The organism is Pseudomonas neuropathica (assembly GCF_051174785.1).
Taxonomy (GTDB): domain Bacteria; phylum Pseudomonadota; class Gammaproteobacteria; order Pseudomonadales; family Pseudomonadaceae; genus Aquipseudomonas; species Aquipseudomonas neuropathica_A.
Map to the genome: position 1 here is coordinate 4,286,468 of NZ_CP195111.1, position 24,120 is coordinate 4,310,587.

Sequence of the window (24,120 nt, forward strand, 5' to 3'; positions counted from 1 at the left end):
CAACGAGGTGCCCAATGGCGCGTTCCAAGACAAGCCTTGGTTGGCTGAAAAGACATGTCAATGATCCTTATGTGAAACAAGCACAGAAGGATGGCTACCGCTCGCGTGCGAGTTACAAGCTTCTGGAGATCCAGGAGAAATACAAGCTGATTCGTCCCGGCATGAGCGTTGTCGACCTGGGTGCGGCGCCCGGTGGCTGGTCTCAGGTCACCAGTCGACTGATCGGCGGTCAGGGACGTCTGATCGCCTCGGACATCCTGGAAATGGACAGCATTCCGGACGTGACTTTCATTCAGGGAGACTTCACCGAGGACGAAGTGCTCGGGCGGATTCTTGAAGCTGTGGGTAATTCGCAGGTGGACCTTGTGATTTCCGATATGGCCCCCAATATGAGTGGTACGCCTGAAGTGGATATGCCCAAAGCCATGTTCCTGTGCGAGCTGGCGCTTGATCTGGCGGAACGGATTCTCAAGCCGGGTGGTAATTTCGTGATCAAGATTTTTCAGGGCGAAGGGTTTGATGTTTACCTGAAGGATGCCCGCAAGAAGTTCGACAAGATCCAGATGATCAAGCCGGACTCCTCCCGTGGCAGCTCTCGCGAGCAGTACATGCTGGCTTGGGGTTACCGCGGACGTAGTGAGTAAAACGAGGTTTTTGTGCGGGGTGATAGGTTTTTAGTATTTCGCCCGGCTAGCATTAACGAATATTGTGTAGAAAGTGTTTCACAAAGGGTTACAGACGGCGCCTGCCAGAGCCGTAGGTAATGTAGTAAGTTAGGCCGGTGAATATCATGCGAAGCGCGCGCCAGTAGCGGAGCTTGCTTCAGAGGGTAGTTAATTGAACGATATGGCAAAGAATCTGATCCTGTGGTTGATCATCGCGGCTGTCCTGGTGACGGTGATGAACAACTTCTCCAGCCCTAACGAGCCGCAGACCCTCAACTATTCCGACTTCATCCAGCAGGTCAAGGATGGCAAGGTCGAGCGCGTAGCGGTTGATGGCTATGTAATCACCGGCAAGCGCAACGATGGCGACAGCTTCAAGACCATTCGTCCGGCAATTCAGGACAATGGCCTGATCGGCGATCTGGTCGACAACCACGTTGTGGTTGAAGGCAAGCAGCCTGAACAGCAAAGCATCTGGACCCAGCTTTTGGTAGCCAGCTTTCCGATCCTGGTGATCATCGCGGTGTTCATGTTCTTCATGCGCCAGATGCAGGGCGGCGCTGGCGGCAAGGGCGGACCGATGAGCTTTGGCAAGAGCAAGGCGCGCCTGCTCTCCGAAGATCAGGTGAAAACCACATTGGCTGACGTTGCCGGTTGCGACGAAGCCAAGGAAGAAGTCGGCGAACTGGTTGAGTTCCTCCGTGATCCGGGCAAGTTCCAGCGCCTGGGCGGTCGTATTCCTCGCGGTGTGCTGATGGTCGGTCCTCCGGGTACCGGTAAAACCTTGCTGGCCAAGGCGATTGCCGGCGAAGCCAAGGTTCCGTTCTTCACCATTTCCGGTTCTGACTTCGTCGAGATGTTCGTCGGTGTCGGTGCCAGCCGTGTTCGTGACATGTTCGAACAGGCGAAGAAACACGCGCCGTGCATCATTTTTATCGACGAAATCGACGCCGTCGGTCGCCATCGTGGCGCCGGCATGGGTGGCGGTCACGACGAGCGCGAGCAGACTCTCAACCAGTTGCTGGTTGAGATGGACGGCTTCGAAATGAACGACGGCATCATTGTTATTGCTGCAACCAACCGGCCTGATGTACTCGACCCAGCGCTGCTGCGTCCGGGCCGTTTCGACCGTCAGGTTGTCGTTGGTTTGCCGGATATCCGTGGCCGCGAGCAGATTCTCAAGGTTCACATGCGCAAAGTGCCAATGGGTGACGACGTCGCTCCGGCCGTTATCGCGCGTGGTACTCCGGGCTTCTCAGGTGCTGATCTGGCGAACCTGGTCAACGAGGCGTCGCTGTTCGCTGCACGCAGCGGCAAGCGTATCGTTGAAATGAAAGAGTTTGAACTGGCCAAAGACAAGATCATGATGGGCGCCGAGCGCAAATCGATGGTCATGTCCGAAAAAGAGAAGCAGAACACCGCTTATCACGAAGCAGGCCACGCCATCGTTGGTCGCGTCGTGCCTGAGCATGATCCGGTCTACAAGGTGTCGATCATTCCGCGCGGTCGTGCGCTGGGTGTGACCATGTTTCTGCCGGAAGAAGATCGCTACAGCCTGTCCAAGCGCGCGCTGATCAGCCAGATCTGCTCGCTGTACGGCGGCCGTATTGCAGAAGAAATGACCCTGGGCTTCGACGGTGTGACTACCGGCGCCTCTAACGACATCATGCGTGCCAGCCAGATTGCGCGGAACATGGTGACCAAGTGGGGGTTGTCGGAAAAACTCGGTCCGTTGATGTATGCCGAAGAAGAGGGTGAAGTATTCCTCGGTCGCGGCGGTGGTGGGCAGGCTGCCAGCTTCTCCGGTGAGACAGCCAAGTTGATCGACTCCGAAGTGCGTAGCATCATTGACCAGTGTTACGGCACGGCCAAGCAGATCCTTACGGATAACCGTGACAAGCTTGATGCCATGGCCGATGCCCTTATGAAGTACGAAACGATCGATGCTGAACAGATCGACGACATCATGGCAGGTCGTACACCTCGCGAGCCTCGTGACTGGTCGGGCGGCACTGGTACACCACCACCTCCAGTGGTTCGGGACGAGCGTCCGGAAACACCGATCGGCGGTCCGGCTGCTGACGTTTAAGGTTTGAAATGACTTCTGTACAGTCCTTGACCCGGTTGCCTTGCGGCAACCGGGTTCTTGATTTAGCCCAGACGCATGTCATGGGTATTCTCAATGTCACCCCCGATTCTTTCTCCGACGGCGGCCAATACAGTCAGCTCGACGCGGCCTTGCGCCACGCTGCAGCCATGGTTGCTGCCGGTGCGACGCTGATCGATGTTGGTGGCGAATCTACTCGTCCTGGCGCGCGAGCTGTCTCTCCGCTTGAGGAGCTTGAGCGCGTCGCGCCGATCGTCGAGCTGATCAATCGCGAGCTTGATGTGATCATCTCGGTGGATACGTCTACACCTGCCGTCATGCGCGAAACCGCGCGGTTGGGGGCCGGGTTGATCAATGATGTGCGTTCGCTGCAGCGCGATGGTGCGCTGGATGCGGCGGCGGCTACCGGTTTGCCGGTGTGCCTCATGCATATGCTCGGCGAGCCCGGCGATATGCAGGACAATCCGCATTATCAGAATGTCACGCGCGAAGTCGGCGACTTTCTCGTTGAGCGTATGGCGCAATGTGCGGCGGCAGGTATTCCCTCCGAACGGATCATTCTCGATCCTGGTTTCGGTTTCGCCAAAACCCTGCAGCACAATCTAAGCTTGTTCAAGCACATGGAGGCTCTGCATGCGTTGGGCAGACCCTTGCTGGTGGGTGTTTCTCGAAAGAGCATGATCGGGCTGGCCTTGAATCGTCCTGTCGGCGAGCGGCTGCATGGCGGACTTGCGCTGGCGGCTCTGGCGTCGGTGAAAGGTGCGCGTATATTGCGCGTCCATGATGTTGCGGAAACGGTAGACGTGGTGCGGATGATCGCGGCCGTGGAATCAGCCGAATAAGAAAGATGGAGCACTTATGAGCAAGAAATACTTTGGTACTGACGGCATTCGTGGTCGAGTCGGTGAATACCCGATTACTCCTGACTTCATGCTCAAGCTCGGCTGGGCTGCCGGCATGGCGTTTCGCAAGATGGGCGCCTGCAAGGTGCTGGTCGGCAAGGACACGCGGATTTCCGGTTATATGTTCGAATCGGCGCTTGAGGCAGGCCTGACATCGGCGGGCGCTGATGTGATGCTGCTAGGCCCTATGCCGACACCGGCTATCGCCTATCTGTCGCGAACGTTCCAGGCTGAGGCCGGTATCGTGATCAGTGCTTCGCATAATCCCCATGACGATAACGGCATCAAATTCTTCTCCGGTAAAGGCACCAAGCTGCCGGATGAACTGGAATTGATGATTGAGGAGTTGCTGGACACCCCGATGACCGTTGTCGAGTCGAGCAAGATCGGCAAAGTATCGCGAATCAACGATGCGTCAGGGCGTTATATTGAGTTCTGCAAGAGCAGTGTGCCAACCGGTACCAGTTTTTCCGGCCTCAAAATCGTCATCGACTGTGCGCATGGCGCGACCTATAAAGTGGCCCCGAGCGTCTTCCGGGAGTTGGGGGCCGAGGTCGTCGTTCTGTCGGCGCAACCAAATGGTCTGAACATCAACGAAAATTGCGGCTCGACCCATATGGGGCAGTTGCAGGCAGCGGTGCTGGCCGAGCACGCCGATCTGGGCATTGCTTTTGATGGCGACGGCGATCGTGTTTTGATGGTCGACCATACCGGTGCGATTGTTGATGGGGACGAACTGCTGTTTATCATTGCTCGCGATCTGCATGAGCGCGGGAAATTGCAGGGCGGCGTGGTTGGCACCCTGATGAGTAATCTTGGCCTGGAACTCGCGCTGGCCGATCTTTCGATTCCATTCATTCGTGCCAATGTCGGCGACCGGTACGTTATCGCTGAGTTGCTTGAGCGCAATTGGCTGGTGGGCGGCGAGAATTCGGGGCATATCGTTTGCTTCAATCACACCACGACCGGTGATGCGATTATCGCTGCGTTGCAGGTACTGATGGCGCTGAAGACCCGTAATGAAGGCCTGGCGCAAACCCGGCAGGCGTTGCGCAAGTGCCCTCAAGTGCTGATCAACGTGCGTTTCGGTGGTGGCGAAAGTCCGCTGGAACACCCGGCTGTCAAGGAAGCCAGTGCGCGTGTTACCCAGGCAATGGCAGGGCGCGGTCGCGTGCTTTTGCGCAAGTCCGGGACAGAGCCTTTGGTGCGCGTAATGGTCGAAGGCGAAGATGAAACCCAGGTTCGCAACTACGCCGAAGAGCTGGCAAAACTGGTAACTGAAGTTTCTGCCTGATACGGCTTGCAAGCCATGATTGTGTTGGGTAACATCTGCGCCCACTTTGACCGACGAGGTACAGCATGCGTCGCCCTATGGTAGCTGGTAACTGGAAGATGCACGGTACCCGCGCCAGCGTCGCTGAGCTGATCAACGGCCTTCGTCATCTGGCCTTGCCAAGCGGTGTTGATGTCGCGGTATTCCCGCCTTGCTTGTATATCAATCAAGTGATTGATGGCTTGAAAGGCAAGTCGATTTCGGTCGGTGCGCAGAATTCTGCGGTGGAATCCATGCAAGGTGCATTGACCGGTGAAATTGCTCCGAGTCAGTTGGTGGATGCAGGTTGTTCCCTGGTGCTTGTCGGGCACTCCGAACGCCGCCAGATAATGGGCGAGCGAGACGGAATGCTGAATCGCAAGTTCGCAGCGGCACAGGCATGTGGCTTGATTCCGGTGTTGTGTATAGGGGAGACCCTGGAGCAGCGCGAAGCCGGAAAAACTCTTGAGGTTGTCGGGCGTCAGCTGGGCAGTATCATCGAGGAGCTGGGTGTAGGTGCCTTTGCCAAGGCAGTCATTGCTTACGAGCCGGTCTGGGCTATTGGTACCGGACTGACTGCAACGCCGCAGCAAGCTCAGGATGTGCATAAAGCCATTCGCGAGCAACTGGCGGCAGAGAATTCTGAAGTCGCACGAGGTGTGCGGCTTCTATACGGCGGCAGCGTGAAGGCGGCCAATGCGGTCGAACTGTTCGGCATGCCGGATATCGATGGGGGGCTCATTGGTGGAGCTTCCCTGAATGCAGATGAGTTCGGTGCGATCTGTCGCGCCGCGGGAAACTGAAAAAATGCTGGAAACAGTCGTAGTCGTTTTTCATCTGCTGGGTGCATTGGGCGTAGTTGCTCTGGTTTTGCTGCAGCAGGGTAAGGGTGCGGACGCTGGCGCGTCTTTCGGAGCAGGTGCTTCAAATACTGTGTTCGGAAGCCAAGGTTCCTCTACCTTTCTTAGTAAGTTTACTGCTATACTTGCCGCCGGTTTCTTCATAACCAGCTTGGGGTTAGGTTACTTTGCTAAAGAGAAGGCTCATCAGCTGACTCAAGCAGGATTGCCAGATCCAGCAGTGTTGGAAGTACCTAAGCAACAACAACCGGCTTCTGATGATGTCCCGGTGCTTCAAGAGCAAAAGTCGGCTACTCCAGCGACTGACGTACCTCCAGCTCAAGAGCAGAAGTAAGAAGGGTTTCAAACGTAGTTTTGCCGAGGTGGTGGAATTGGTAGACACGCAACCTTGAGGTGGTTGTGCCCATAGGGTGTAGGGGTTCGAGTCCCCTTCTCGGTACCAATTAGTCAGGAGAGCCCGCTGTTGCGGGCTTTCTTGCAGGTGGAAGGTTACATTGACCCTATAAGGGATCGGTCGTATACTTCCGCCCCAGCTTTGTCGCGGGGTGGAGCAGTCTGGTAGCTCGTCGGGCTCATAACCCGAAGGTCGTCGGTTCAAATCCGGCCCCCGCAACCAGTTTAAGGAGCCCCTTTTAAGGGGCTTTTTGTTAGCTGGACACTTTCAACGCCGCTGTTCGACGGCGTTTCAAGGATGGGCGTTATGCCCATTTTTTTATTTTGCAAAGCATGCACATATCATGCACTAGGGGGTTCAGGTGTCGAGCAAGCTAGAAGAGTTGCAGGCCTTGCTGGCCCCGGTGGTCGTGGCCCTGGGCTATGAATGCTGGGGGATCGAGTTTTCGGCTCAAGGTCGTCACTCGATGTTGCGCGTTTATATCGATAAAGAGGGCGGCGTGCTGGTGGACGATTGCGCCATTGTCAGCCGTCAGATCAGCGGTGTACTGGATGTTGAAGATCCGATCTCCGTTGAATACACCCTCGAAGTTTCCTCGCCTGGCATGGAGCGCCCACTGTTCACTCTTGAGCAGTTTGCAAAGTTTGCCGGTGAACAAGTGAAGATCAAGCTGCGCTCGCCATTTGAAGGGCGACGCAACTTTCAGGGCCTTCTGCGCGGTGTAGAAGAGCAGGATGTCGTGGTGCAGGTAGAAGACCATGAGTTCCTGTTGCCGATCGATATGATCGACAAGGCCAACATTATTCCCAGTTTTGACTGAGACGCGGATCCCGCGGATCCAATGGCTTGCGAAAGGCGAGGCGTACGATGAGCAAAGAAGTACTGCTGGTTGTTGAGTCGGTATCCAATGAAAAGGGCGTACCGGCAAGCGTAATTTTTGAAGCGCTGGAGCTGGCTCTGGCCACTGCTACCAAAAAGCGTTTTGAAGACGAAGTTGACCTGCGTGTGGAAATTAACCGCCACACCGGTTCTTACGAAACTTTCCGTCGCTGGACGGTCGTCGAAGAGAATGATCTCGACGATCCGGCCATCGAAACCTGGCCAACCAAGGTTGCCGAAACGCATCCAGGTGCCAAGGTTGGCGACGTCGTTGAAGAAAAGATCGAATCCATCGAGTTCGGCCGCATTGCTGCACAGACTGCCAAGCAGGTCATCGTGCAGAAAGTTCGCGAGGCCGAGCGCGCTCAAGTGGTCGACGCCTATCGCGAGCGCCTGGGAGAAATCATCTCCGGCACCGTGAAGAAAGTCACCCGCGACAACGTGATCGTCGATCTGGGTAACAACGCTGAAGCGTTGCTGGCCCGTGAAGACATCATTTCGCGTGAAACCTTCCGTGTCGGCGTGCGCTTGCGTGCGTTGCTCAAGGAAATCCGCACCGAGAACCGCGGCCCGCAGCTGATCCTGTCGCGTACCGCGCCGGAAATGCTGATCGAGCTGTTCCGCATCGAAGTGCCGGAAATTGCCGAAGGCCTGATCGAAGTAATGGCAGCGTCCCGTGATCCGGGTTCGCGCGCCAAGATCGCCGTCCGCTCGAAGGACAAACGCATCGACCCGCAAGGCGCTTGCATCGGTATGCGCGGTTCGCGCGTCCAGGCAGTGTCGGGTGAGTTGGGCGGTGAGCGTGTTGATATCGTTCTATGGGACGACAACCCGGCTCAGTTCGTGATCAACGCCATGTCCCCGGCTGAGGTTGCGGCAATTATCGTTGACGAAGATGCCCACGCAATGGACATCGCCGTTGGCGCAGACAATCTGGCTCAGGCCATCGGTCGTGGTGGTCAGAACGTGCGTCTGGCGAGCCAGTTGACTGGCTGGACCCTGAACGTGATGACCGAATCGGACATCCAGGCTAAGCAGCAAGCAGAAACCGGCGACATCCTGCGCAACTTCATCGACGAGCTGGAAGTCGACGAAGAACTGGCTCAGGTGCTGGTAGATGAAGGCTTCACCAGCCTGGAAGAGATTGCCTACGTACCGTTGGAAGAAATGCTCAACATCGACGGCTTTGACGAAGACATCGTCAACGAGCTTCGCGCTCGTGCCAAGGATCGTTTGTTGACCAAAGCCATCGCTACTGAGGAAAAGCTGGCAGACGCCCATCCGGCCGAAGACCTGCTCTCGCTTGAGGGTATGGACAAGGATTTGGCGATGGAACTGGCGGTGCGCGGCGTAATTACCCGCGAAGACCTGGCCGAGCAGTCTATTGACGACCTGCTCGACATCGACGGCATTGACGATGATCGTGCCGGCAAGTTGATCATGGCCGCCCGAGCCCACTGGTTCGAGTAATTAGGCGCGGCCTGAGGAGAGAAGTGCATGACGCAAGTCACGGTGAAACAACTGGCCGATGAGGTCAAAACACCGGTAGAGCGCCTGTTGCAGCAGATGCGTGAGGCAGGTCTGCCGCACACCGCCGCCGAAGAAAATGTGACTGACAGTGAGAAGCAGTCCCTGCTGACTCACTTGAAAAGCAGCCACAAGGCGAAAGTGGAAGAACCACGCAAGATCACGCTGCAGCGTAAAACCACCAGCACCCTGCGTGTTGCTGGCAGCAAGAGCATCAGCGTTGAAGTCCGCAAAAAGAAAGTTTTCGTACAGCGCAGCCCGGAAGAAATCGAAGCCGAGCGCAAGCGTGAACTGGATGAGCGTCGCGCAGTAGAAAATGCTGCCCGTCAGAAGGCTGAAGAAGAAGCCAAGCAGCGCGCCGAAGAAGAAGCGCGCCGCCAGCCAGCTGCTGCGCAGACCGCTACCAGCGACGCCGTTGCGGCGCCGGCTGCAGCTGCCGAACCTGTTCGCGAAAGCGCGCCGGTGGCTGCTGCTCCAGCACCGTCTGCTGAAGTTCGCAACAAGCAGAACGAACAGCGCCGTCCGGACAAGCCACGTGCCGACGATAACAATCGTCGCAGCGGTGGTGGTGATGGCGAGCGCAAAAACGCTCCGCATCGCGCCTCGGTCAAAGAAAAAGCGCCGGCTCCACGTGTGGCGCCACGCACTACCGACGAAGAAAGCGATGGCTTCCGTCGCGGTGGTCGCGGCAAGGCCAAGCTGAAGAAGCGCAACGCCCACGGTTTCCAGAGCCCAACTGGCCCTGTCGTGCGTGATGTGCAGATCGGCGAGACCATCACTGTTGGCGATCTCGCCAATCAGATGTCGGTCAAGGCTGCTGAAATCATCAAGTTCATGTTCAAACTGGGTACTCCAGCGACCATCAACCAGGTGCTTGATCAGGAAACTGCTCAGCTGGTAGCCGAAGAACTGGGCCACAAAGTGACCCTGGTCAGCGACACGGCTCTGGAAGATTCCCTGGCCGAGTCCTTGAAGTTTGAAGGTGAGTCGTTCTCCCGTGCGCCAGTCGTGACCGTAATGGGCCACGTTGACCACGGTAAAACTTCCCTGCTCGACTACATCCGTCGTGCCAAGGTAGCTGCTGGCGAAGCCGGTGGTATTACTCAGCACATCGGTGCATACCACGTTGAAACCGAACGCGGCATGGTCACCTTCCTCGACACCCCGGGTCACGCCGCGTTTACCGCAATGCGTGCTCGTGGTGCCAAGGCGACCGACATCGTGATCCTGGTGGTTGCAGCGGACGACGGCGTGATGCCGCAGACCATTGAAGCTGTTCAGCACGCAGTAGCGGCTGGCGTTCCACTGGTTGTTGCAGTGAACAAGATCGATAAGCCGGGCGCCGATCTCGATCGCATCCGTAGCGAACTGTCGGTTCACGGCGTGACTTCCGAAGAGTGGGGCGGTGATACGCCGTTCGTACCGGTCTCGGCGAAAGTCGGTACTGGCGTGGACGAGCTGCTTGAAGCCGTTCTGCTGCAAGCTGAAGTTCTCGAGCTGAAAGCAACTCCATCGGCTCCTGGCCGTGGCGTTGTGGTTGAATCGCGTCTCGACAAAGGTCGTGGCCCGGTTGCAACCGTTCTGGTTCAAGACGGTACCCTGCGCCAAGGCGACATGGTCCTGGTCGGTTCGAACTATGGCCGCGTGCGTGCCATGCTCGACGAGAACGGCAAGCCAATCAAGGAAGCCGGTCCTTCCATCCCTGTCGAGATCCTCGGCCTGGACGGTACCCCGGACGCTGGCGACGAGATGAGCGTGGTTGCTGACGAGAAGAAAGCCCGTGAAGTGGCTCTGTTCCGTCAAGGCAAGTTCCGCGAAGTCAAACTGGCTCGCGCTCACGCCGGCAAGCTGGAAAACATCTTCGAAAACATGGGTCAGGCCGAGAAGAAGACGCTCAACATCGTCCTCAAATCCGACGTCCGTGGTTCGCTGGAAGCGTTGAACGGTGCCTTGAATGGCCTGGGCAACGACGAAGTTCAAGTGCGCGTAGTCGGCGGCGGTGTCGGTGGTATCACCGAGTCCGACGCTAACCTGGCACTGGCTTCCAATGCTGTACTGTTCGGCTTCAACGTGCGTGCCGATGCTGGCGCACGGAAGATCGTCGAGCAGGAAGGTCTGGACATGCGTTACTACAACGTGATCTACGACATCATCGAAGACGTCAAGAAAGCCCTGACCGGCATGCTCGGCAGCGATGTTCGCGAGAACATCCTGGGTGTGGCCGAAGTGCGTGACGTGTTCCGTTCGCCGAAGTTTGGCGCGATCGCAGGCTGCATGGTGATCGAAGGTGTTGTGCACCGTAACCGTCCGATCCGTGTACTGCGTGAAGACATCGTTATCTTCGAAGGCGAGCTGGAATCCCTGCGCCGCTTCAAGGATGACGCTTCCGAAGTACGTGCCGGCATGGAATGCGGTATCGGTGTGAAGAGCTACAACGACGTCAAAGTCGGCGACAAGATCGAAGTATTCGAGAAGGTTCAGGTTGCTCGCAGCCTCTAACTCGCGCACTTCAGGAGCCGTGATGGTCGGCCGCACTCAACAGTGTGGCGCATCACCCGGACTCTAAACGCAACGCCCGGTCTGGCTTTTGTCAGGCCGGGCGTTTGCCGCTTTCAGACCTTGCGGGTTTCACCGCAGGGCAGTAACAGGTAACAAATCATGGCAAAAGAATACAGCCGTACCCAACGTATCGGCGATCAGATGCAGCGTGAGCTGGCCCAGCTGATCCGTCGTGAAGTCAAAGATCCACGCGTGGGTCTGGTTACTATTACCGCAGTGGAAGTCAGCCGTGACGTCGGTCACGCGAAAATTTTCATTACCGTGATGGGGCAGGACAACGCTGAAGACATCGCGCAAAGCATCAAGGTGCTCAACGCCGCCGCAGGTTTCCTGCGTATGCAACTGGCCCGTGAAATGAAGCTGCGCAGCGTGCCGCAATTGCACTTCCACTACGACGAATCCGTTGTACGTGGTGCGCACTTGTCGGCCTTGATCGAGCGTGCGGTTGCTGAAGACAATCAGCACCCGGTCGCTGCTGAACCTGAAGACACCAAGGAGTAATTCGGTGGCTCAGGTCAAACGTATCCGTCGTAACGTCAGTGGCATCATCCTGCTCGACAAGCCGTTGGGGTTTACCTCCAACGCCGCGTTGCAGAAGGTTCGCTGGCTGCTCAATGCCGAGAAGGCCGGTCACACCGGCAGCCTTGATCCATTGGCCACCGGTGTCTTGCCGTTGTGCTTTGGTGAGGCCACCAAGTTCTCGCAATATCTGCTCGATTCCGACAAGGGTTATGAAACCCTGGCGCAACTGGGCAAGACCACCACCACGGCGGATGCCGAGGGTGAAGTTTTGCAGGAGCGCCCAGTGACCGTTGGTCGCGCCGATGTCGAAGCGGCTCTGCCGAAATTTCGTGGGCAAATCAGTCAGATACCGCCGATGTACTCGGCGCTCAAGCGTGATGGCCAGCCGCTGTACAAGTTGGCGCGTGCAGGTGAAGTAGTGGAGCGTGAACCGCGTTCTGTTACTATTGCGCGCTTGGAATTACTGACCTTCGAAGGCGATACTGCGCGTCTTGCGGTGGATTGCAGCAAGGGCACCTATATTCGCACCCTGGTGGAGGATATCGGTGAGCAACTCGGTTGTGGTGCGTACGTCGCTGAATTGCGCCGTACCCAGGCCGGGCCTTTCACCCTGGCGCAGACCGTGACCCTCGAAGAGCTTGAAGCGGTACATGCCGAAGGCGGCAACGAAGCGGTTGATCGCTTCCTGATGCCATCGGACAGCGGCCTGCAGGATTGGCCGCTGCTGCACTTCTCGGAAGCGAGCGCGTTCTACTGGCTCAACGGCCAGCCGGTACGTGCCCCGGATGCTCCGAAGTTCGGCATGGTACGGGTACAGGATCACAATGGTCGCTTCATCGGTATCGGTGAAGTGAGTGAAGACGGGCGCATCGCACCACGTCGATTGATTCGGTCAGAATGACCGGAACCGGCCTGTGTAACAGCAGGTCGGCGAGTGTGGCTGTTAACAGGCACGGTCACGACTCATTTATAGATACAGGGATTTGTCCCTGGCCTGTTGAAGCTGTTTCCCTGAAACAGTTTCCTGATAAAAGGATTGCCTCATGGCTCTCGACGTTCAAGAAAAAGCTCAAATCGTTGCTGACTACCAGCAAGCTGTTGGTGACACTGGTTCGCCAGAAGTGCAAGTTGCACTGCTGACCCACAACATCAACAAACTGCAAGGTCACTTCAAGGCCAACGGTAAAGATCACCACTCCCGTCGTGGTCTGATCCGCATGGTAAACCAGCGTCGCAAGCTGCTGGACTACCTGAAAGGCAAGGACGTGAGCCGTTACAGCGCTCTGATCGCTCGCCTGGGTCTGCGTCGCTAATCAGCGATTGCGCTATGAGGTTGGTGGTCTGTCGGACGTCAGCGGTTTACCGCCGGCGTCTTGCAGGCTCCCAGCCTCAAGTTTTATCTGGATACACGTTTTACCCCGGACAAGGGTTGGGCCGATTCCCGACATTGCCCAAGAATTCGCAAGAAACCAGTTCCCCCAAGAGCCACAAAGAAGGTAGGACACCGTGAACCCGGTAATCAAAAAATTCCAGTTCGGTCAATCGACCGTTACCCTCGAGACTGGCCGTATCGCCCGTCAGGCCTCCGGCGCAGTATTGGTCACCGTTGACGACGACGTCAGCGTATTGGTGACTGTAGTCGGTGCAAAACAAGCCGATCCAGGCAAGGGCTTCTTCCCTCTGTCGGTTCACTACCAGGAAAAGACTTACGCTGCCGGTAAGATCCCTGGCGGTTTCTTCAAGCGTGAAGGCCGTCCTTCCGAGAAAGAAACCCTGACTTCCCGACTGATCGACCGTCCGATCCGTCCGCTGTTCCCAGAAGGCTTCATGAACGAAGTGCAGGTTGTCTGCACCGTCGTTTCCACCAGCAAGAAGACCGATCCGGACATCGCTGCGATGATCGGTACCTCGGCTGCCCTGGCTATCTCGGGCATCCCGTTTGACGGCCCGATCGGCGCCGCTCGCGTTGCTTTCCACGAAAGCACCGGCTACCTGCTGAACCCGACTTACGAGCAGCAAGCTGCTTCGAGCCTGGACATGGTCGTTGCCGGTACTTCCGACGCTGTGTTGATGGTTGAATCGGAAGCCAAAGAGCTGACCGAAGACCAGATGCTGGGCGCGGTACTGTTTGCTCACGACGAGTTCCAGGTGGTGATCAACGCTGTTAAAGAACTGGCCGCTGAAGCTGCCAAGCCAACCTGGACCTGGGCGCCTGCTCCAGAAGCCACCGAACTGCTGGGTGCTATCCGTGCCGAGTTCGGCGAAGCGATCTCCCAGGCTTACACCATCACCGTCAAGGCTGACCGTTATGCGCGTCTGGGCGAGCTGAAGGATCAAGTCGTTGCCAAGCTGTCCGGTGAAGAAGGCCAGCCTTCGTCCAGCGAAGTCAAAGCTGCTTTCGGCGAAATCGAATACCGCACCGTTCGCGAAAACATCGTCAACGGCAAGCCACGTATCGACGGTCGCGACACCAAAACCGTACGTCCGCTGAACATTGAAGTCGGCGTTCTGCCGAAGACTCACGGTTCGGCGCTGTTCACCCGTGGTGAAACCCAGGCTCTGGTAGTTGCGACTCTGGGCACCGCCCGTGACGCACAACTGCTGGACACCCTGGAAGGCGAGAAAAAAGACCCGTTCATGCTGCACTACAACTTCCCTCCGTTCTCGGTGGGCGAGTGTGGTCGCATGGGTGGTGCTGGTCGTCGTGAAATCGGTCACGGCCGTCTGGCCCGTCGTTCGGTTTCGGCCATGCTGCCAGCGGCTGACGTGTTCCCGTACACCATCCGTGTGGTTTCGGAAATCACCGAATCCAACGGCTCGAGCTCGATGGCTTCCGTTTGCGGCGCTTCCCTGGCCCTGATGGACGCTGGTGTGCCGATGAAAGCTCCGGTTGCCGGTATCGCCATGGGTCTGGTTAAAGAAGGCGAGAAATTCGCCGTCCTGACCGACATCCTTGGTGACGAAGACCACCTGGGCGACATGGACTTCAAAGTAGCCGGTACCGCCAAAGGCGTTACTGCGCTGCAGATGGACATCAAGATCAAAGGCATCACCGAAGAAATCATGGAGATCGCTCTGGGCCAAGCCCTGGAAGCGCGCCTGAACATCCTCGGTCAGATGAACCAGATCATCGGCCAGTCGCGTACCGAACTGTCGGCCAACGCTCCGACCATGATCGCGATGAAGATCGACACCGACAAGATCCGTGACGTTATCGGTAAAGGTGGCGCGACCATCCGTGCGATCTGCGAAGAAACCAAGGCTTCGATCGACATCGAAGACGACGGTTCGATCAAGATCTTCGGCGAAACCAAGGAAGCCGCTGAAGCAGCTCGTCAGCGCGTTCTGGGCATCACCGCTGAAGCCGAGATCGGCAAGATCTACGTCGGCAAGGTTGAGCGCATCGTCGACTTCGGCGCATTCGTCAACATTCTGCCAGGCAAGGACGGTCTGGTTCACATCTCGATGCTGAGCGACGCTCGCGTAGAGAAAGTGACCGACATCCTGAAAGAAGGCCAGGAAGTTGAAGTACTGGTACTGGACGTGGACAACCGCGGCCGTATCAAGCTGTCGATCAAAGACGTGGCAGCTGCCAAGGCTTCGGGCGTTTAATAAGCCCAAAGCGTTAGCGCAATAAAAATGCCCCGCCGTGAAAACGGTGGGGCATTTTTTTGTCTGCGAAATATCGGGACATTCTGTGACGTTGCCGGACTTCAAGACCGGTGCTAGGTTTAGCCCACCGCCCGTGTAGCTCAGCCGGTAGAGCAGCGCACTCGTAACGCGAAGGTCGCAGGTTCGATTCCTGTCTCGGGCACCACCTTCTTCATCACTCTCACTTATCCCCATGTGGATTTATGTTCCGCAGGTCAGGTTTTTGTGGGAGAGATGTAAAGAGCCGTGTAATTCGTCATGCAAACGTCCTATATTCGGTGCCTGCATGAGCATCGCCCAGCAGTTTTCAGATGATCCCGAATGGTTCCGAAGGCCGGACAATCCGCGTCAGAGAGATCCTTGATGATCCAGATCCATCCTCCATTCCTAAGATCAGCGAGAACGCCATGACCGAATTAACTCAAGAGCAACGTCACGAACAAGCGCTGGAAAAGTACATTCTGGACGTACCGGACCTGAAAGAAGAGATCAAGGACCTGAGTCCCGATGATCAAAAAGATCAGATCCAGTGGGCCTTCGAAGACGAAGCCGAAGCCCAGGGCTTGCAGCCGTGGGAGTTGACGCTCAAGTACACGAGCACGCCGGAGGAGTTCGAGGCGCAGCGCCTCGTTCTGCACAAAGAGGCAGCCGAAGTGCTGGGTGTCGAATGGGAAGAATACTGCGAGATGAATAATCTGGTGGTCTGAAACAAAAACGCCAGCCTCAACCGGGCTGGCGTTTTTTATTGCGTGAAACCTTCAGAGGCTCAAGCGCATCGACAGATCCACCGCTTTGACATCCTTGGTCATCGCACCGATCGAGATGTAGTCCACCCCGGTTTCGGCAATCGGCAGCAACGTGCTTTCGTTGATGCCGCCGCTGGCTTCCAGCTTCGCCTTGCCGCCGTTCAGGCGCACGGCTTCGCGCATGTCGTCCAGGCTCAGTTCGTCGAGCATGATGATGTCGGCGTCGGCGGCCAGTGCTTCCTTCAGCTCCTCCAGACTTTCCACCTCGACTTCCACCGGTTTGCCCGGGGCAATCTTGTGCGCGGCGGCAATGGCTTGTGGAATGCCACCGCTGGCGGCGATGTGGTTTTCCTTGATCAGGAACGCGTCGTACAGACCGATGCGATGGTTGTGGCAGCCGCCGCACGTCACCGCGTATTTCTGTGCCAGACGCAGACCCGGCAGAGTCTTGCGGGTGTCGAGCAGTTTGACCTGAGTGGCACCGACGAAATCGGCTAGGTACTGCGCGCGCGTGGCCACGCCGGACAACAATTGCAGGAAGTTCAGCGCACTACGTTCTCCGGTCAGCAGCGAACGGGCCGGGCCTTCCAGATGGAACAACGGCTGATTGGGTTGTACCCGCTGGCCATCGACCACTTGCCAATGCACTGCCACCCGTGGATCCAGCTGACGAAACACGGCATCGACCCACGCCGTGCCGCAGATGACGGCGGCGTCGCGCGTGATGATGGTGGCTTTGGCCAGGCGTTCGGCCGGGATCAGTTGCGCGGTGATGTCGCCGCTGCCGATGTCTTCGAGCAACGCACGGCGCACGTTGGCTTCGATTTCGGCGGTCAAATCGGCGAGACGTAGATTCGGCATAACGGGCTCCACAAACAAAGTGGTTCGATTATAGGGGCATGGCATGAGCCAACCCAAGGCGAGAACTCCGCTGGTTGCCTGCATCCGGTCGATTTTCTTTGAGCAAACCCCGCCCGGACGGGGTCACTGAGAGGGCATAGGGGAAACCCTGACGGCTATGGCGCCAGATACGAGTTATGAAAGATAATTCGCCTTGCATTTGACGTCATAGCTTTGACGTCCTGATTGAACTTGTGGGAGCGAGCCTGCTCGCGAATGCATTCTTTCAGTGACATTGCTGCGGCTTGATACACCGCTATCGCGAGCAGGCTCGCTCCCACAGGGATCCGGGTTGACTTGACCGAACGAATCACCGTTTCAGGAGGCTTGGATGCACAACGACGGGAAAGTAGTGCCTTTGCACAAGGCTGCTACCGATCAGGCGAATCATTCGCCGCTCGCCCGCCTGCCTGTGATTCTGCTTCAGGTTCGCGACAAGGCTGCCCAGCAACTGCGCCACGGCTTGCAGGAGCTGTTTGATAACGCCGACGACACACTGTTTGAAATGGCCGACCGGGCGCGCAACGACGTCGAGCAGAACATCTTCTTCGAAGCCATGCGCGACCTGCGTCTGAAGCGCAAAAACATCGAGCGCGGCTTTCTCGAGCAGTTTTTCGACGCCTTCGTCGGCCTGACTCAATACGATCCCACGCCCAACACGCTACCGCACGCCCTGATATACGACGAACTCGCCCCGCGTAGCGACGACATGGAACGCAGTGTGGCGGTCGAGACCATGGTCGGTCGCGTGCTCAAGCGTGACGGCTTCGCGCTCGATCAACTGACCGCGCGGCTTAACGCGCTGCTCGGCAACACCCTCGACGATCAACACAACCCGCTCGGCCCGGCGCTGCTCTGCGAGTTTTTCCTCCAGGCCGGGCGCAATCTGGGCGTGGAGATCAAGGTCAAGCTGATCCTGCTCAAACTCTTCGAGCGTTATGTCTTGGCCGACACCGAGCAGCTTTACGCCGAAGCCAATCAATTGTTGCTCGCCACCGGTGTGTTGCCCGAGTTAAAAGCCGCCCCCGCGCGGCGATCGATCGATCGTGCGATCGCCAGTGTGAGCAGCGAGGAGAGCAACGACACGCCACCCGTCGATGAAGGGGTGCAGGAGGTCTTCGCCGCGCTGCAGCAATTGCTCGCGCATGTGCGCGGCAGTGTCGCACCGACGCTGGAGTCCAGTGCTGCGGCGCAGCCGATTTCCACTCGCGACCTGTTGCGTCTGCTCTCGCACTTGCAACAGTACGTGCCGGCGCTGGCGGCTCAGGATGACTTCGATCTGCGCAATCAGCTCGAACAACTGCTGACCCGGGTCAGCGTCAGAAGCGGCAAATCTCGGATCGTGGGCGACGCGGACGAAGACGTGATCAACCTGATCGCCATGGTCTTCGACTGCATTTTTGAAGACCGCAATGTGCCGGATTCGCTAAAGGCCTTGATCGCTCGATTGCAGATCCCGATGCTCAAGGTGGCGGTGCTCGACAAGAGTTTCTTCAGCCGCAGTACCCATCCGGCGCGGCGCCTGCTCAACGAAATCGCTGAGGCGGCCATGGGCTGGGGCGATTGCGACGGTGAGGCGCGCGACAGCTTGTACCTGCGGATCGAGCAAGTGGTGCAGCGTCTGCTGACTGACTTTGTCGATGATCCGGCGATTTTTTCCGAGTTACTGGCCGATTTCCTCGCGTTCACCAGCGACGAACGCCGACGCAGTGAGTTGCTTGAGCAACGTTTGCGTGACGCCGAAGAAGGGCGGGCAAAAACCGAGCTGGCCCGGCGCCGGGTCGAACGGGCGCTGAATCAAGCGCTGCTGGGCAAAACCCTGCCGCCCTCGGTGGTCACCTTCGTCCAGGATGCCTGGAGCAAAGTACTGCTGCTGACCTGCCTCAAGCATGGCGATCAGTCAGCTGAATGGCAGGCCGATGTGCAGACCATGGAGCAATTGATCTGGAGTGTGCAGCGTCATGAAGACACTGAATCCAGCTTGCGCTTGCTGGCACTGGTGCCGGGGTTGCTCAAGTCGCTGCGTGATGGTCTGAGCAGTTCGGCGTTTGACCCCTTTGCCACCAGCGAATTTTTCAGTGAGCTTGAAGCCCTGCATGTGCGGGTGCTGGAGCGTTCCGTCGAGCCGGATCCGGCCGCGCCGATGATCGAGGTGTCGCAGCAGATCGTGCTGCAAACCACCGACGACAGCAGCATGGCATTGACGTCGGTACGTTTGCCCCACGACGCCGCGGGTCTGCGCCAGGTCGAGCAACTGCGTCTGGGCAGTTGGGTAGCGTTTCAGGAAGACGATGAACACAGTCTGCGCTGCAAGCTGGCGGTAATCGTCGAAGCCACCGGCAAGTATGTGTTTGTCGATCGCACCGGGATGAAAGTGCTGGAGCGCAGCCGCGTAGCGCTGGCCATGGAATTCGAGCGCGGGGCGGTGCGTGCGCTGGACGACACCTTGCTGTTCGACCGGGCGCTGGAGTCGGTGCTGGGTAATCTGCGGCGACTCAATCGCGGCAAGTGATCGCGCGCCGGGGGCCGATCACGGCATACTGGGCGCCAACACAGTCGGCGTTGAAGGAATCGGTATGCAGTTGGATCCCGCTAGCGGGTGGTGTCACGGGGTGCAGGTTTGCCCATCGCCCAACTTCAATGAACGCCCTGCGGGCGAAATTTCCCTGTTGGTCATCCACAACATCAGTCTGCCGCCGGCACAATTCGCGACCGGCAAGGTGCAGGAATTTTTCCAGAATCGTCTGGAGGTCACCGAGCATCCCTATTTTGCAGGGATTGCTGACCTGCGCGTTTCCGCGCATTTTCTGATCGAACGTGACGGCAAGGTCACCCAGTTTGTCTCCTGTCTTGAGCGGGCGTGGCATGCCGGCGTGTCGATGTTCGAAGGCCGGGAAACCTGTAACGATTTTTCCGTGGGCATTGAGCTTGAAGGCACCGATGATCTGCCGTACACCGAGGCGCAGTATCAGGCGTTAACGGCGCTGACCCGTCAGTTGCAAGCAGCATTTCCGGCCATCACCGGCGCCCGTATTTGCGGGCACAGCGACATAGCACCCGGGCGTAAGACCGATCCTGGCCCGGCATTCGACTGGGCGCGTTACCGCGCGGCCCTGGCACAAGAGGAAGGACAATGAGTTTTCTGGTGTTACTGCTGGCGCTGTGGATCGAGAAGTTTTCGGCCCTGCGCCATCGGGTTCAACGCGATGGCGGATGGATCCGCGAACTGAACAAGCTCGAAACCAGCCAGCGGCTGGCCAGTCAGCCCTGGCTGGTGCTGACGATTCTGGTGCTGTTTCCAGTGGCCTTGCTGGCGCTGTTGCTGCTGGTACTGGAGCCGGTGGCTTACGGTTTGCTGGCGTTGCCGGTGCATTTGCTGGTGGTGATTTACAGCCTGGGGCGCGGCGACTTGCTCGGCGGTCTCGGGCCATTTCGTGATGCCTGGCGCCGTGAGGATCTGCAAGCCGCAGCCCATGTGGCCAAGCGTGATCTGGATATCTGCGCCGACAGCGGCGAGCAGTTGCTCGAGCGTGTGCAGGGGCATCTTCTGTGGCAGGCCTATCAGAGCTTTTTTGCGGTGATCTTCTGGTATTTCGTGCTCGGCCCGGTGGCAGCGTTGGCGTATCGCCTGTTGGCACTGGCCCAAGAGCATGGGCAGAATCCGGCGCTGGTCGAGCGCGCCGCGCAACTGCGGCATGCCTTCGACTGGTTGCCGGTACGCTTGCTGGCCGCGAGTCTGGCGCTGGTCGGCAACTTTGTCGCAGTCAGTCGGGTGATGCTGCATGAGTTGCTCAACTGGAACATCAGTGCGGCGCAACTGATCAACCGGGTCGGTTTGGCGGCGGGCGAGATTCCACCTCCAGTGGTCGGGCCGGAAGGCATCAACACCCTCGATTGCCTGTGGGAACTACTGCTGCGCGCGGCGGTGCTGTGGTATGCCGGGTTTGCCTTGTGGACAGTCCTGATCCACTGATTTCAAGAAAGATCAAAAGATCGCAGCCTGCGGCAGCTCCTACGAGGAGATCTGAGTGTCGCGGGCTGCGATGTTGTTAACCTTAAGTTACAAAACCCTTCCTCGATTTGAGCTATACAGAGATGGCGCGCGATAGTGGCTATCTGCTGTCGCCCCGCGCCTGCCAATAAAAACAAGAAAAACCAAGGGAGACTTCCAGTGAAGAGCTTGCTCTATCCCGCCGTCTCGCTGATGAACCGTCTGAGCTTCGGCATGAAGTTCAGCCTGATCAGCGTGTTGTTCCTGGTGCCGATGCTGGTGACCAATTTCTATCTGGTGCGCGATTCCTATCGCGAATTCCAGGGCACCCGCGTCGAACTGCAAAGCCTCGATCTGCTGGGCAGCAGCCTGGCCCTGCGCCGGGATCTGGAGACTCTCAACAATCTGGTACAGATCAACGTCACCCTCGGCCAGTCCGGCAAGGCCGGCAATGTCGAGGCGCAGATCACCACCCTCGAGCAAGCGGTTTTGACGCGGCTGCAAGGGCTGACAGCGATGACCGACGATCCCGAACAGATCAAGGTGTTCGACGGCAAACGCGATGAAATGATCGCAGCGTTCAAGGCCCAGCAAGTGGAAAACTCGCTGCAGAGCAAAAGCGCGTTGATCAGCAAACTGCTGGCCAGTGCGCAGATTTTCAGCCAGATCATCAGCAGTCAGGCCGGACTCAGCCGCGACAACCAGAGCGATATTCGTCAACTCAGCGAACTGGTCACCCTGATCACGCCGACCGTCACGCAAACCCTCGGCGAAGGCCGAGCCATGGGTTCGTATTCATTGGGCCAGGGTTTTCTCAACAGCGCCTCGAGCACACGTTTCGATGAGTTGATGGTGCAGATCGAAAAACTCCAGGCCGAATACGGCCTGAAGCTGCAGGACGCCCTCGGCTCCAGCAAAGCCGCGCGGGAAAACCTCAGCGCGGCGGCTGACAGCAGCAAAGCCTCGCTGAAACAGGCCAGCGAACTGTTCGAAGAACAGGTGGTGATGGCTGACACGCTCGATGCGCCGTGGCAGGCGTTTTACGATCAAGTCACCGGCCTGATCGACCGGACTTACCAGCTCAACGAAGCCACGCTGAAATTCCTCGACACTCAATTGCAGCAGCGTCTGGCGCAGAACCGCACGCACATGGTTTTGCAGGCGGTGGCGCTGTCGGTGGTGTTTGTGCTGATTTTCTATCTCTACGGCGGTTTCTACGCCTCGACCCGCACCACGCTGAAACGCTTGGGGGCGATGATGGACAAGGTTGCGGCCGGCGATATGACGGTCAACTTCAAGGCCAACAGTCGCGATGAGTTAGGTGAGTTGGGCGAGGTGTTCAACGGCACGGTGCGCAAGATTCATGACTTGATCGAGCGCGTGGGGCAGACCGTCGGCGAGGTCGAGCGCCAGGCCGGGCAGGTTGAAAACGTCTCCGCGCAAAGCAATCAGGCAGTCGCCGGACAGCGCACGCAGATAGAGCAAGTGGCGACGGCGATGAACCAGATGTCGGCAACCTCTCTGGAGGTGGCGCGCAGTGCCGCCGCGGCGGTGAGCAGTGCCCACAGCGTGAATGACGAGACCATCAGTGGTCGTGGCCTGGTCGAGTCGCAACAGGGCAGCATCGCCGCGCTGGCCAGCGAAATCGATCAATCGGTGCTGGTGATCAACCAGTTGGCCAGCGACAGCCAAGCGATCAGTCGTGTACTGGAAGTAATCAAGAGCATCGCCGAACAAACCAACTTGCTGGCGCTCAACGCCGCGATCGAAGCCGCCCGTGCGGGCGAGCAGGGGCGTGGTTTCGCCGTGGTTGCGGATGAGGTGCGTACGCTTGCCAAGCGCACCCAGCAATCGACCGAAGAAATCGAACAGATGATCGCGAAACTGCACGGCGGTGTCGGCGCGGCGGTGAAGGCCATGGGCGTCAGCCATCAGATGGCCAATGGCACGGTAGGGCAGTCGGAGAAGGTCCAGCAGGCGTTGGAAAATATCCTTGGTGCGGTGGGCATGATCGTCGATCAGAACCAGCAGATTGCCGCGGCCGTTGAACAGCAGACAGCGGTGGCCCACGACATTGACCAGAATATTGTCGAGATCAACCGTGCCGGCGAGCGCACGGCGCAAGGTGCGTGCCAGACCGAAGATGCCAGCCGGGCGCTTTCAGCCCAAGTTGTTGAACTTAAACAACTGATCAGCGCCTTCCGCGTCTGAGCCATACACAAATCCCCCGTAGGAGCTGCGGCACGCTGCGATCTTTTGATCTTGATTTCAAAGATCAAAAGATCGCAGCCTCGTTTCACTCGACAGCTCCTACAGGGGGAGATGTGTTACCAGCCGAAGACTTCGCAGCTGTTGGCGGTGCTGGCGGTGGCCAAATGTTCGGGGCTGATCTTCATCAACTCGGCCAGCGCCGCGCAGATCGCTGGCAAGTGCGCCGGTGAATTGCGAACGCCGGGAAACATCGCCGGTGCCATGTCCGGTGAATCGGTTTCCAGCACGATCGACGCCAGCGGCAGTTCCGCCAGCACCCGATGCATGCGCAACGCCTGCGGCCAGGTCGGCGCGCCGCCCAGACCCAGTTTGAAACCGAGTTTGATGTATTCCCGCGCTTCTTCACGGCTGCCGGCAAAGGCGTGGATGATCCCCGCGCGTTTGAGTTTGAAGCGTTTGAGCGTCGCGATCACTGCCGCGTGGCTGCGTCGCACATGGATCAGCGCCGGCAATTCAAAGTCAGCGGCCAATTGCAGTTGTGCCTCGAACAGCGCCTGTTGCCGTTCGCGGTCGAGGGTTTCGATGAAGTAATCCAGACCGATCTCGCCCACCGCACACAACTGCCGATGACCGCGTAAACGAGTCAGCCAATCACCCAGCGCCGATAAATCTTCGGGACGATGCTGATCGAGATACACCGGGTGTAGACCGAATGCCGCGTACAAATCCGCATCGCTCCGCACCAGATCCCACACCCGTTGCCAGTTCCCCTCATAAACCCCCAACACCACCATCCGCCGCACCCCGAGGGCGCGGCTTTCGGCGAGCAACGCCGGGCGATCGGCGTCGAAGTCGGGGAAGTCGAGGTGGGTGTGGCTGTCGATCAGCTCCACG

The 24,120-nt window shown here is 58.0% G+C and carries 20 protein-coding genes and 3 tRNA genes; 21 read left to right on the forward strand and 2 right to left on the reverse strand.

Going from position 1 to position 24,120, the window contains the following annotated elements:
* Positions 1 to 14 precede the first annotated feature (14 nt).
* From rlmE to ACRRSD_RS19380, 17 genes are all read left to right on the forward strand, one after another.
* Positions 15 to 644 (forward strand): 23S rRNA (uridine(2552)-2'-O)-methyltransferase RlmE, encoded by a 630-nt coding sequence (rlmE, locus tag ACRRSD_RS19300; protein ID WP_007915237.1) that lies wholly within the window; start codon positions 15 to 17, stop codon positions 642 to 644.
* A gap of 202 nt (positions 645 to 846) precedes the next feature.
* Positions 847 to 2,754, forward strand: coding sequence for an ATP-dependent zinc metalloprotease FtsH (gene ftsH, locus ACRRSD_RS19305; RefSeq protein ID WP_016986501.1), 1,908 nt, complete (start codon positions 847 to 849; stop codon positions 2,752 to 2,754).
* 8 nt (positions 2,755 to 2,762) lie between these two features.
* Positions 2,763 to 3,614, forward strand: a complete 852-nt coding sequence (gene folP, locus ACRRSD_RS19310; RefSeq protein ID WP_435034757.1) for a dihydropteroate synthase — start codon at positions 2,763 to 2,765, stop codon at positions 3,612 to 3,614.
* 16 nt (positions 3,615 to 3,630) lie between these two features.
* A complete protein-coding gene (gene glmM, locus ACRRSD_RS19315) occupies positions 3,631 to 4,968 on the forward strand; it encodes a phosphoglucosamine mutase (protein WP_064119464.1) in 1,338 nt (445 codons plus the stop codon).
* A gap of 65 nt (positions 4,969 to 5,033) precedes the next feature.
* Positions 5,034 to 5,789, forward strand: a complete 756-nt coding sequence (gene tpiA, locus ACRRSD_RS19320; RefSeq protein WP_016986498.1) for a triose-phosphate isomerase — start codon at positions 5,034 to 5,036, stop codon at positions 5,787 to 5,789.
* Between the two features lie 4 nt (positions 5,790 to 5,793).
* Complete coding sequence (gene secG / locus ACRRSD_RS19325; RefSeq protein ID WP_027610782.1) at positions 5,794 to 6,180, forward strand: preprotein translocase subunit SecG; 387 nt, start codon at positions 5,794 to 5,796, stop codon at positions 6,178 to 6,180.
* Between the two features lie 22 nt (positions 6,181 to 6,202).
* A tRNA-Leu gene (locus tag ACRRSD_RS19330) sits at positions 6,203 to 6,288 on the forward strand.
* Between the two features lie 97 nt (positions 6,289 to 6,385).
* Positions 6,386 to 6,462: transfer RNA gene (locus ACRRSD_RS19335), tRNA-Met, on the forward strand.
* A 139-nt stretch (positions 6,463 to 6,601) separates the two neighbouring features.
* Positions 6,602 to 7,060 carry a ribosome maturation factor RimP gene (gene rimP, locus ACRRSD_RS19340; RefSeq protein WP_007973115.1) on the forward strand — a complete coding sequence of 153 codons (459 nt, stop codon included), beginning with the start codon at positions 6,602 to 6,604 and terminating at the stop codon, positions 7,058 to 7,060.
* Positions 7,061 to 7,107: 47 nt separating this feature from the next.
* A complete protein-coding gene (nusA, locus tag ACRRSD_RS19345) occupies positions 7,108 to 8,589 on the forward strand; it encodes a transcription termination factor NusA (protein ID WP_093435760.1) in 1,482 nt (493 codons plus the stop codon).
* Positions 8,590 to 8,616: 27 nt separating this feature from the next.
* Complete coding sequence (gene infB, locus ACRRSD_RS19350; protein WP_122598523.1) at positions 8,617 to 11,145, forward strand: translation initiation factor IF-2; 2,529 nt, start codon at positions 8,617 to 8,619, stop codon at positions 11,143 to 11,145.
* 159 nt (positions 11,146 to 11,304) lie between these two features.
* The gene (gene rbfA / locus ACRRSD_RS19355) at positions 11,305 to 11,706 is read left to right on the forward strand and encodes a 30S ribosome-binding factor RbfA (RefSeq protein WP_007915259.1); all 402 of its coding nucleotides are present in this window, start codon (positions 11,305 to 11,307) and stop codon (positions 11,704 to 11,706) included.
* 4 nt (positions 11,707 to 11,710) lie between these two features.
* A complete protein-coding gene (gene truB / locus ACRRSD_RS19360) occupies positions 11,711 to 12,628 on the forward strand; it encodes a tRNA pseudouridine(55) synthase TruB (protein WP_435034758.1) in 918 nt (305 codons plus the stop codon).
* Positions 12,629 to 12,770: 142 nt separating this feature from the next.
* Positions 12,771 to 13,040 (forward strand): 30S ribosomal protein S15, encoded by a 270-nt coding sequence (rpsO, locus tag ACRRSD_RS19365; protein WP_003197723.1) that lies wholly within the window; start codon positions 12,771 to 12,773, stop codon positions 13,038 to 13,040.
* 193 nt (positions 13,041 to 13,233) lie between these two features.
* Entirely contained in the window at positions 13,234 to 15,339 is a 2,106-nt protein-coding gene (gene pnp, locus ACRRSD_RS19370) for a polyribonucleotide nucleotidyltransferase (protein WP_007915263.1), read from the forward strand.
* A gap of 129 nt (positions 15,340 to 15,468) precedes the next feature.
* Positions 15,469 to 15,544, forward strand: a tRNA-Thr gene (locus ACRRSD_RS19375).
* 241 nt (positions 15,545 to 15,785) lie between these two features.
* Complete coding sequence (locus tag ACRRSD_RS19380; RefSeq protein ID WP_123452824.1) at positions 15,786 to 16,085, forward strand: DUF6388 family protein; 300 nt, start codon at positions 15,786 to 15,788, stop codon at positions 16,083 to 16,085.
* Between the two features lie 51 nt (positions 16,086 to 16,136).
* Here ACRRSD_RS19380 and nadC read toward each other — a convergent pair whose 3' ends face one another.
* The gene (gene nadC / locus ACRRSD_RS19385) at positions 16,137 to 16,985 is read right to left on the reverse strand and encodes a carboxylating nicotinate-nucleotide diphosphorylase (protein ID WP_435034759.1); all 849 of its coding nucleotides are present in this window, start codon (positions 16,983 to 16,985) and stop codon (positions 16,137 to 16,139) included.
* A 370-nt stretch (positions 16,986 to 17,355) separates the two neighbouring features.
* Here nadC and ACRRSD_RS19390 point away from each other — a divergent pair, with 370 nt between their 5' ends.
* From ACRRSD_RS19390 to ACRRSD_RS19405, 4 genes are all read left to right on the forward strand, one after another.
* Entirely contained in the window at positions 17,356 to 19,536 is a 2,181-nt protein-coding gene (locus ACRRSD_RS19390; protein WP_435034760.1) for a DUF1631 domain-containing protein, read from the forward strand.
* 64 nt (positions 19,537 to 19,600) lie between these two features.
* Positions 19,601 to 20,161, forward strand: coding sequence for a 1,6-anhydro-N-acetylmuramyl-L-alanine amidase AmpD (gene ampD / locus ACRRSD_RS19395; protein ID WP_435034761.1), 561 nt, complete (start codon positions 19,601 to 19,603; stop codon positions 20,159 to 20,161).
* The gene (ampE, locus tag ACRRSD_RS19400; protein WP_435034763.1) at positions 20,158 to 20,997 is read left to right on the forward strand and encodes a regulatory signaling modulator protein AmpE; all 840 of its coding nucleotides are present in this window, start codon (positions 20,158 to 20,160) and stop codon (positions 20,995 to 20,997) included. Before ampD ends, ampE begins: the two co-directional genes overlap by 4 nt.
* Before the next feature lie 198 nt (positions 20,998 to 21,195).
* Complete coding sequence (locus ACRRSD_RS19405; RefSeq protein ID WP_435034765.1) at positions 21,196 to 23,226, forward strand: methyl-accepting chemotaxis protein; 2,031 nt, start codon at positions 21,196 to 21,198, stop codon at positions 23,224 to 23,226.
* A 116-nt stretch (positions 23,227 to 23,342) separates the two neighbouring features.
* Here ACRRSD_RS19405 and ACRRSD_RS19410 read toward each other — a convergent pair whose 3' ends face one another.
* On the reverse strand, positions 23,343 to 24,119 hold the full coding sequence (locus tag ACRRSD_RS19410) for a TatD family hydrolase (RefSeq protein WP_435034767.1): 777 nt from the start codon (positions 24,117 to 24,119) through the stop codon (positions 23,343 to 23,345).
* Position 24,120 lies beyond the last annotated feature (1 nt).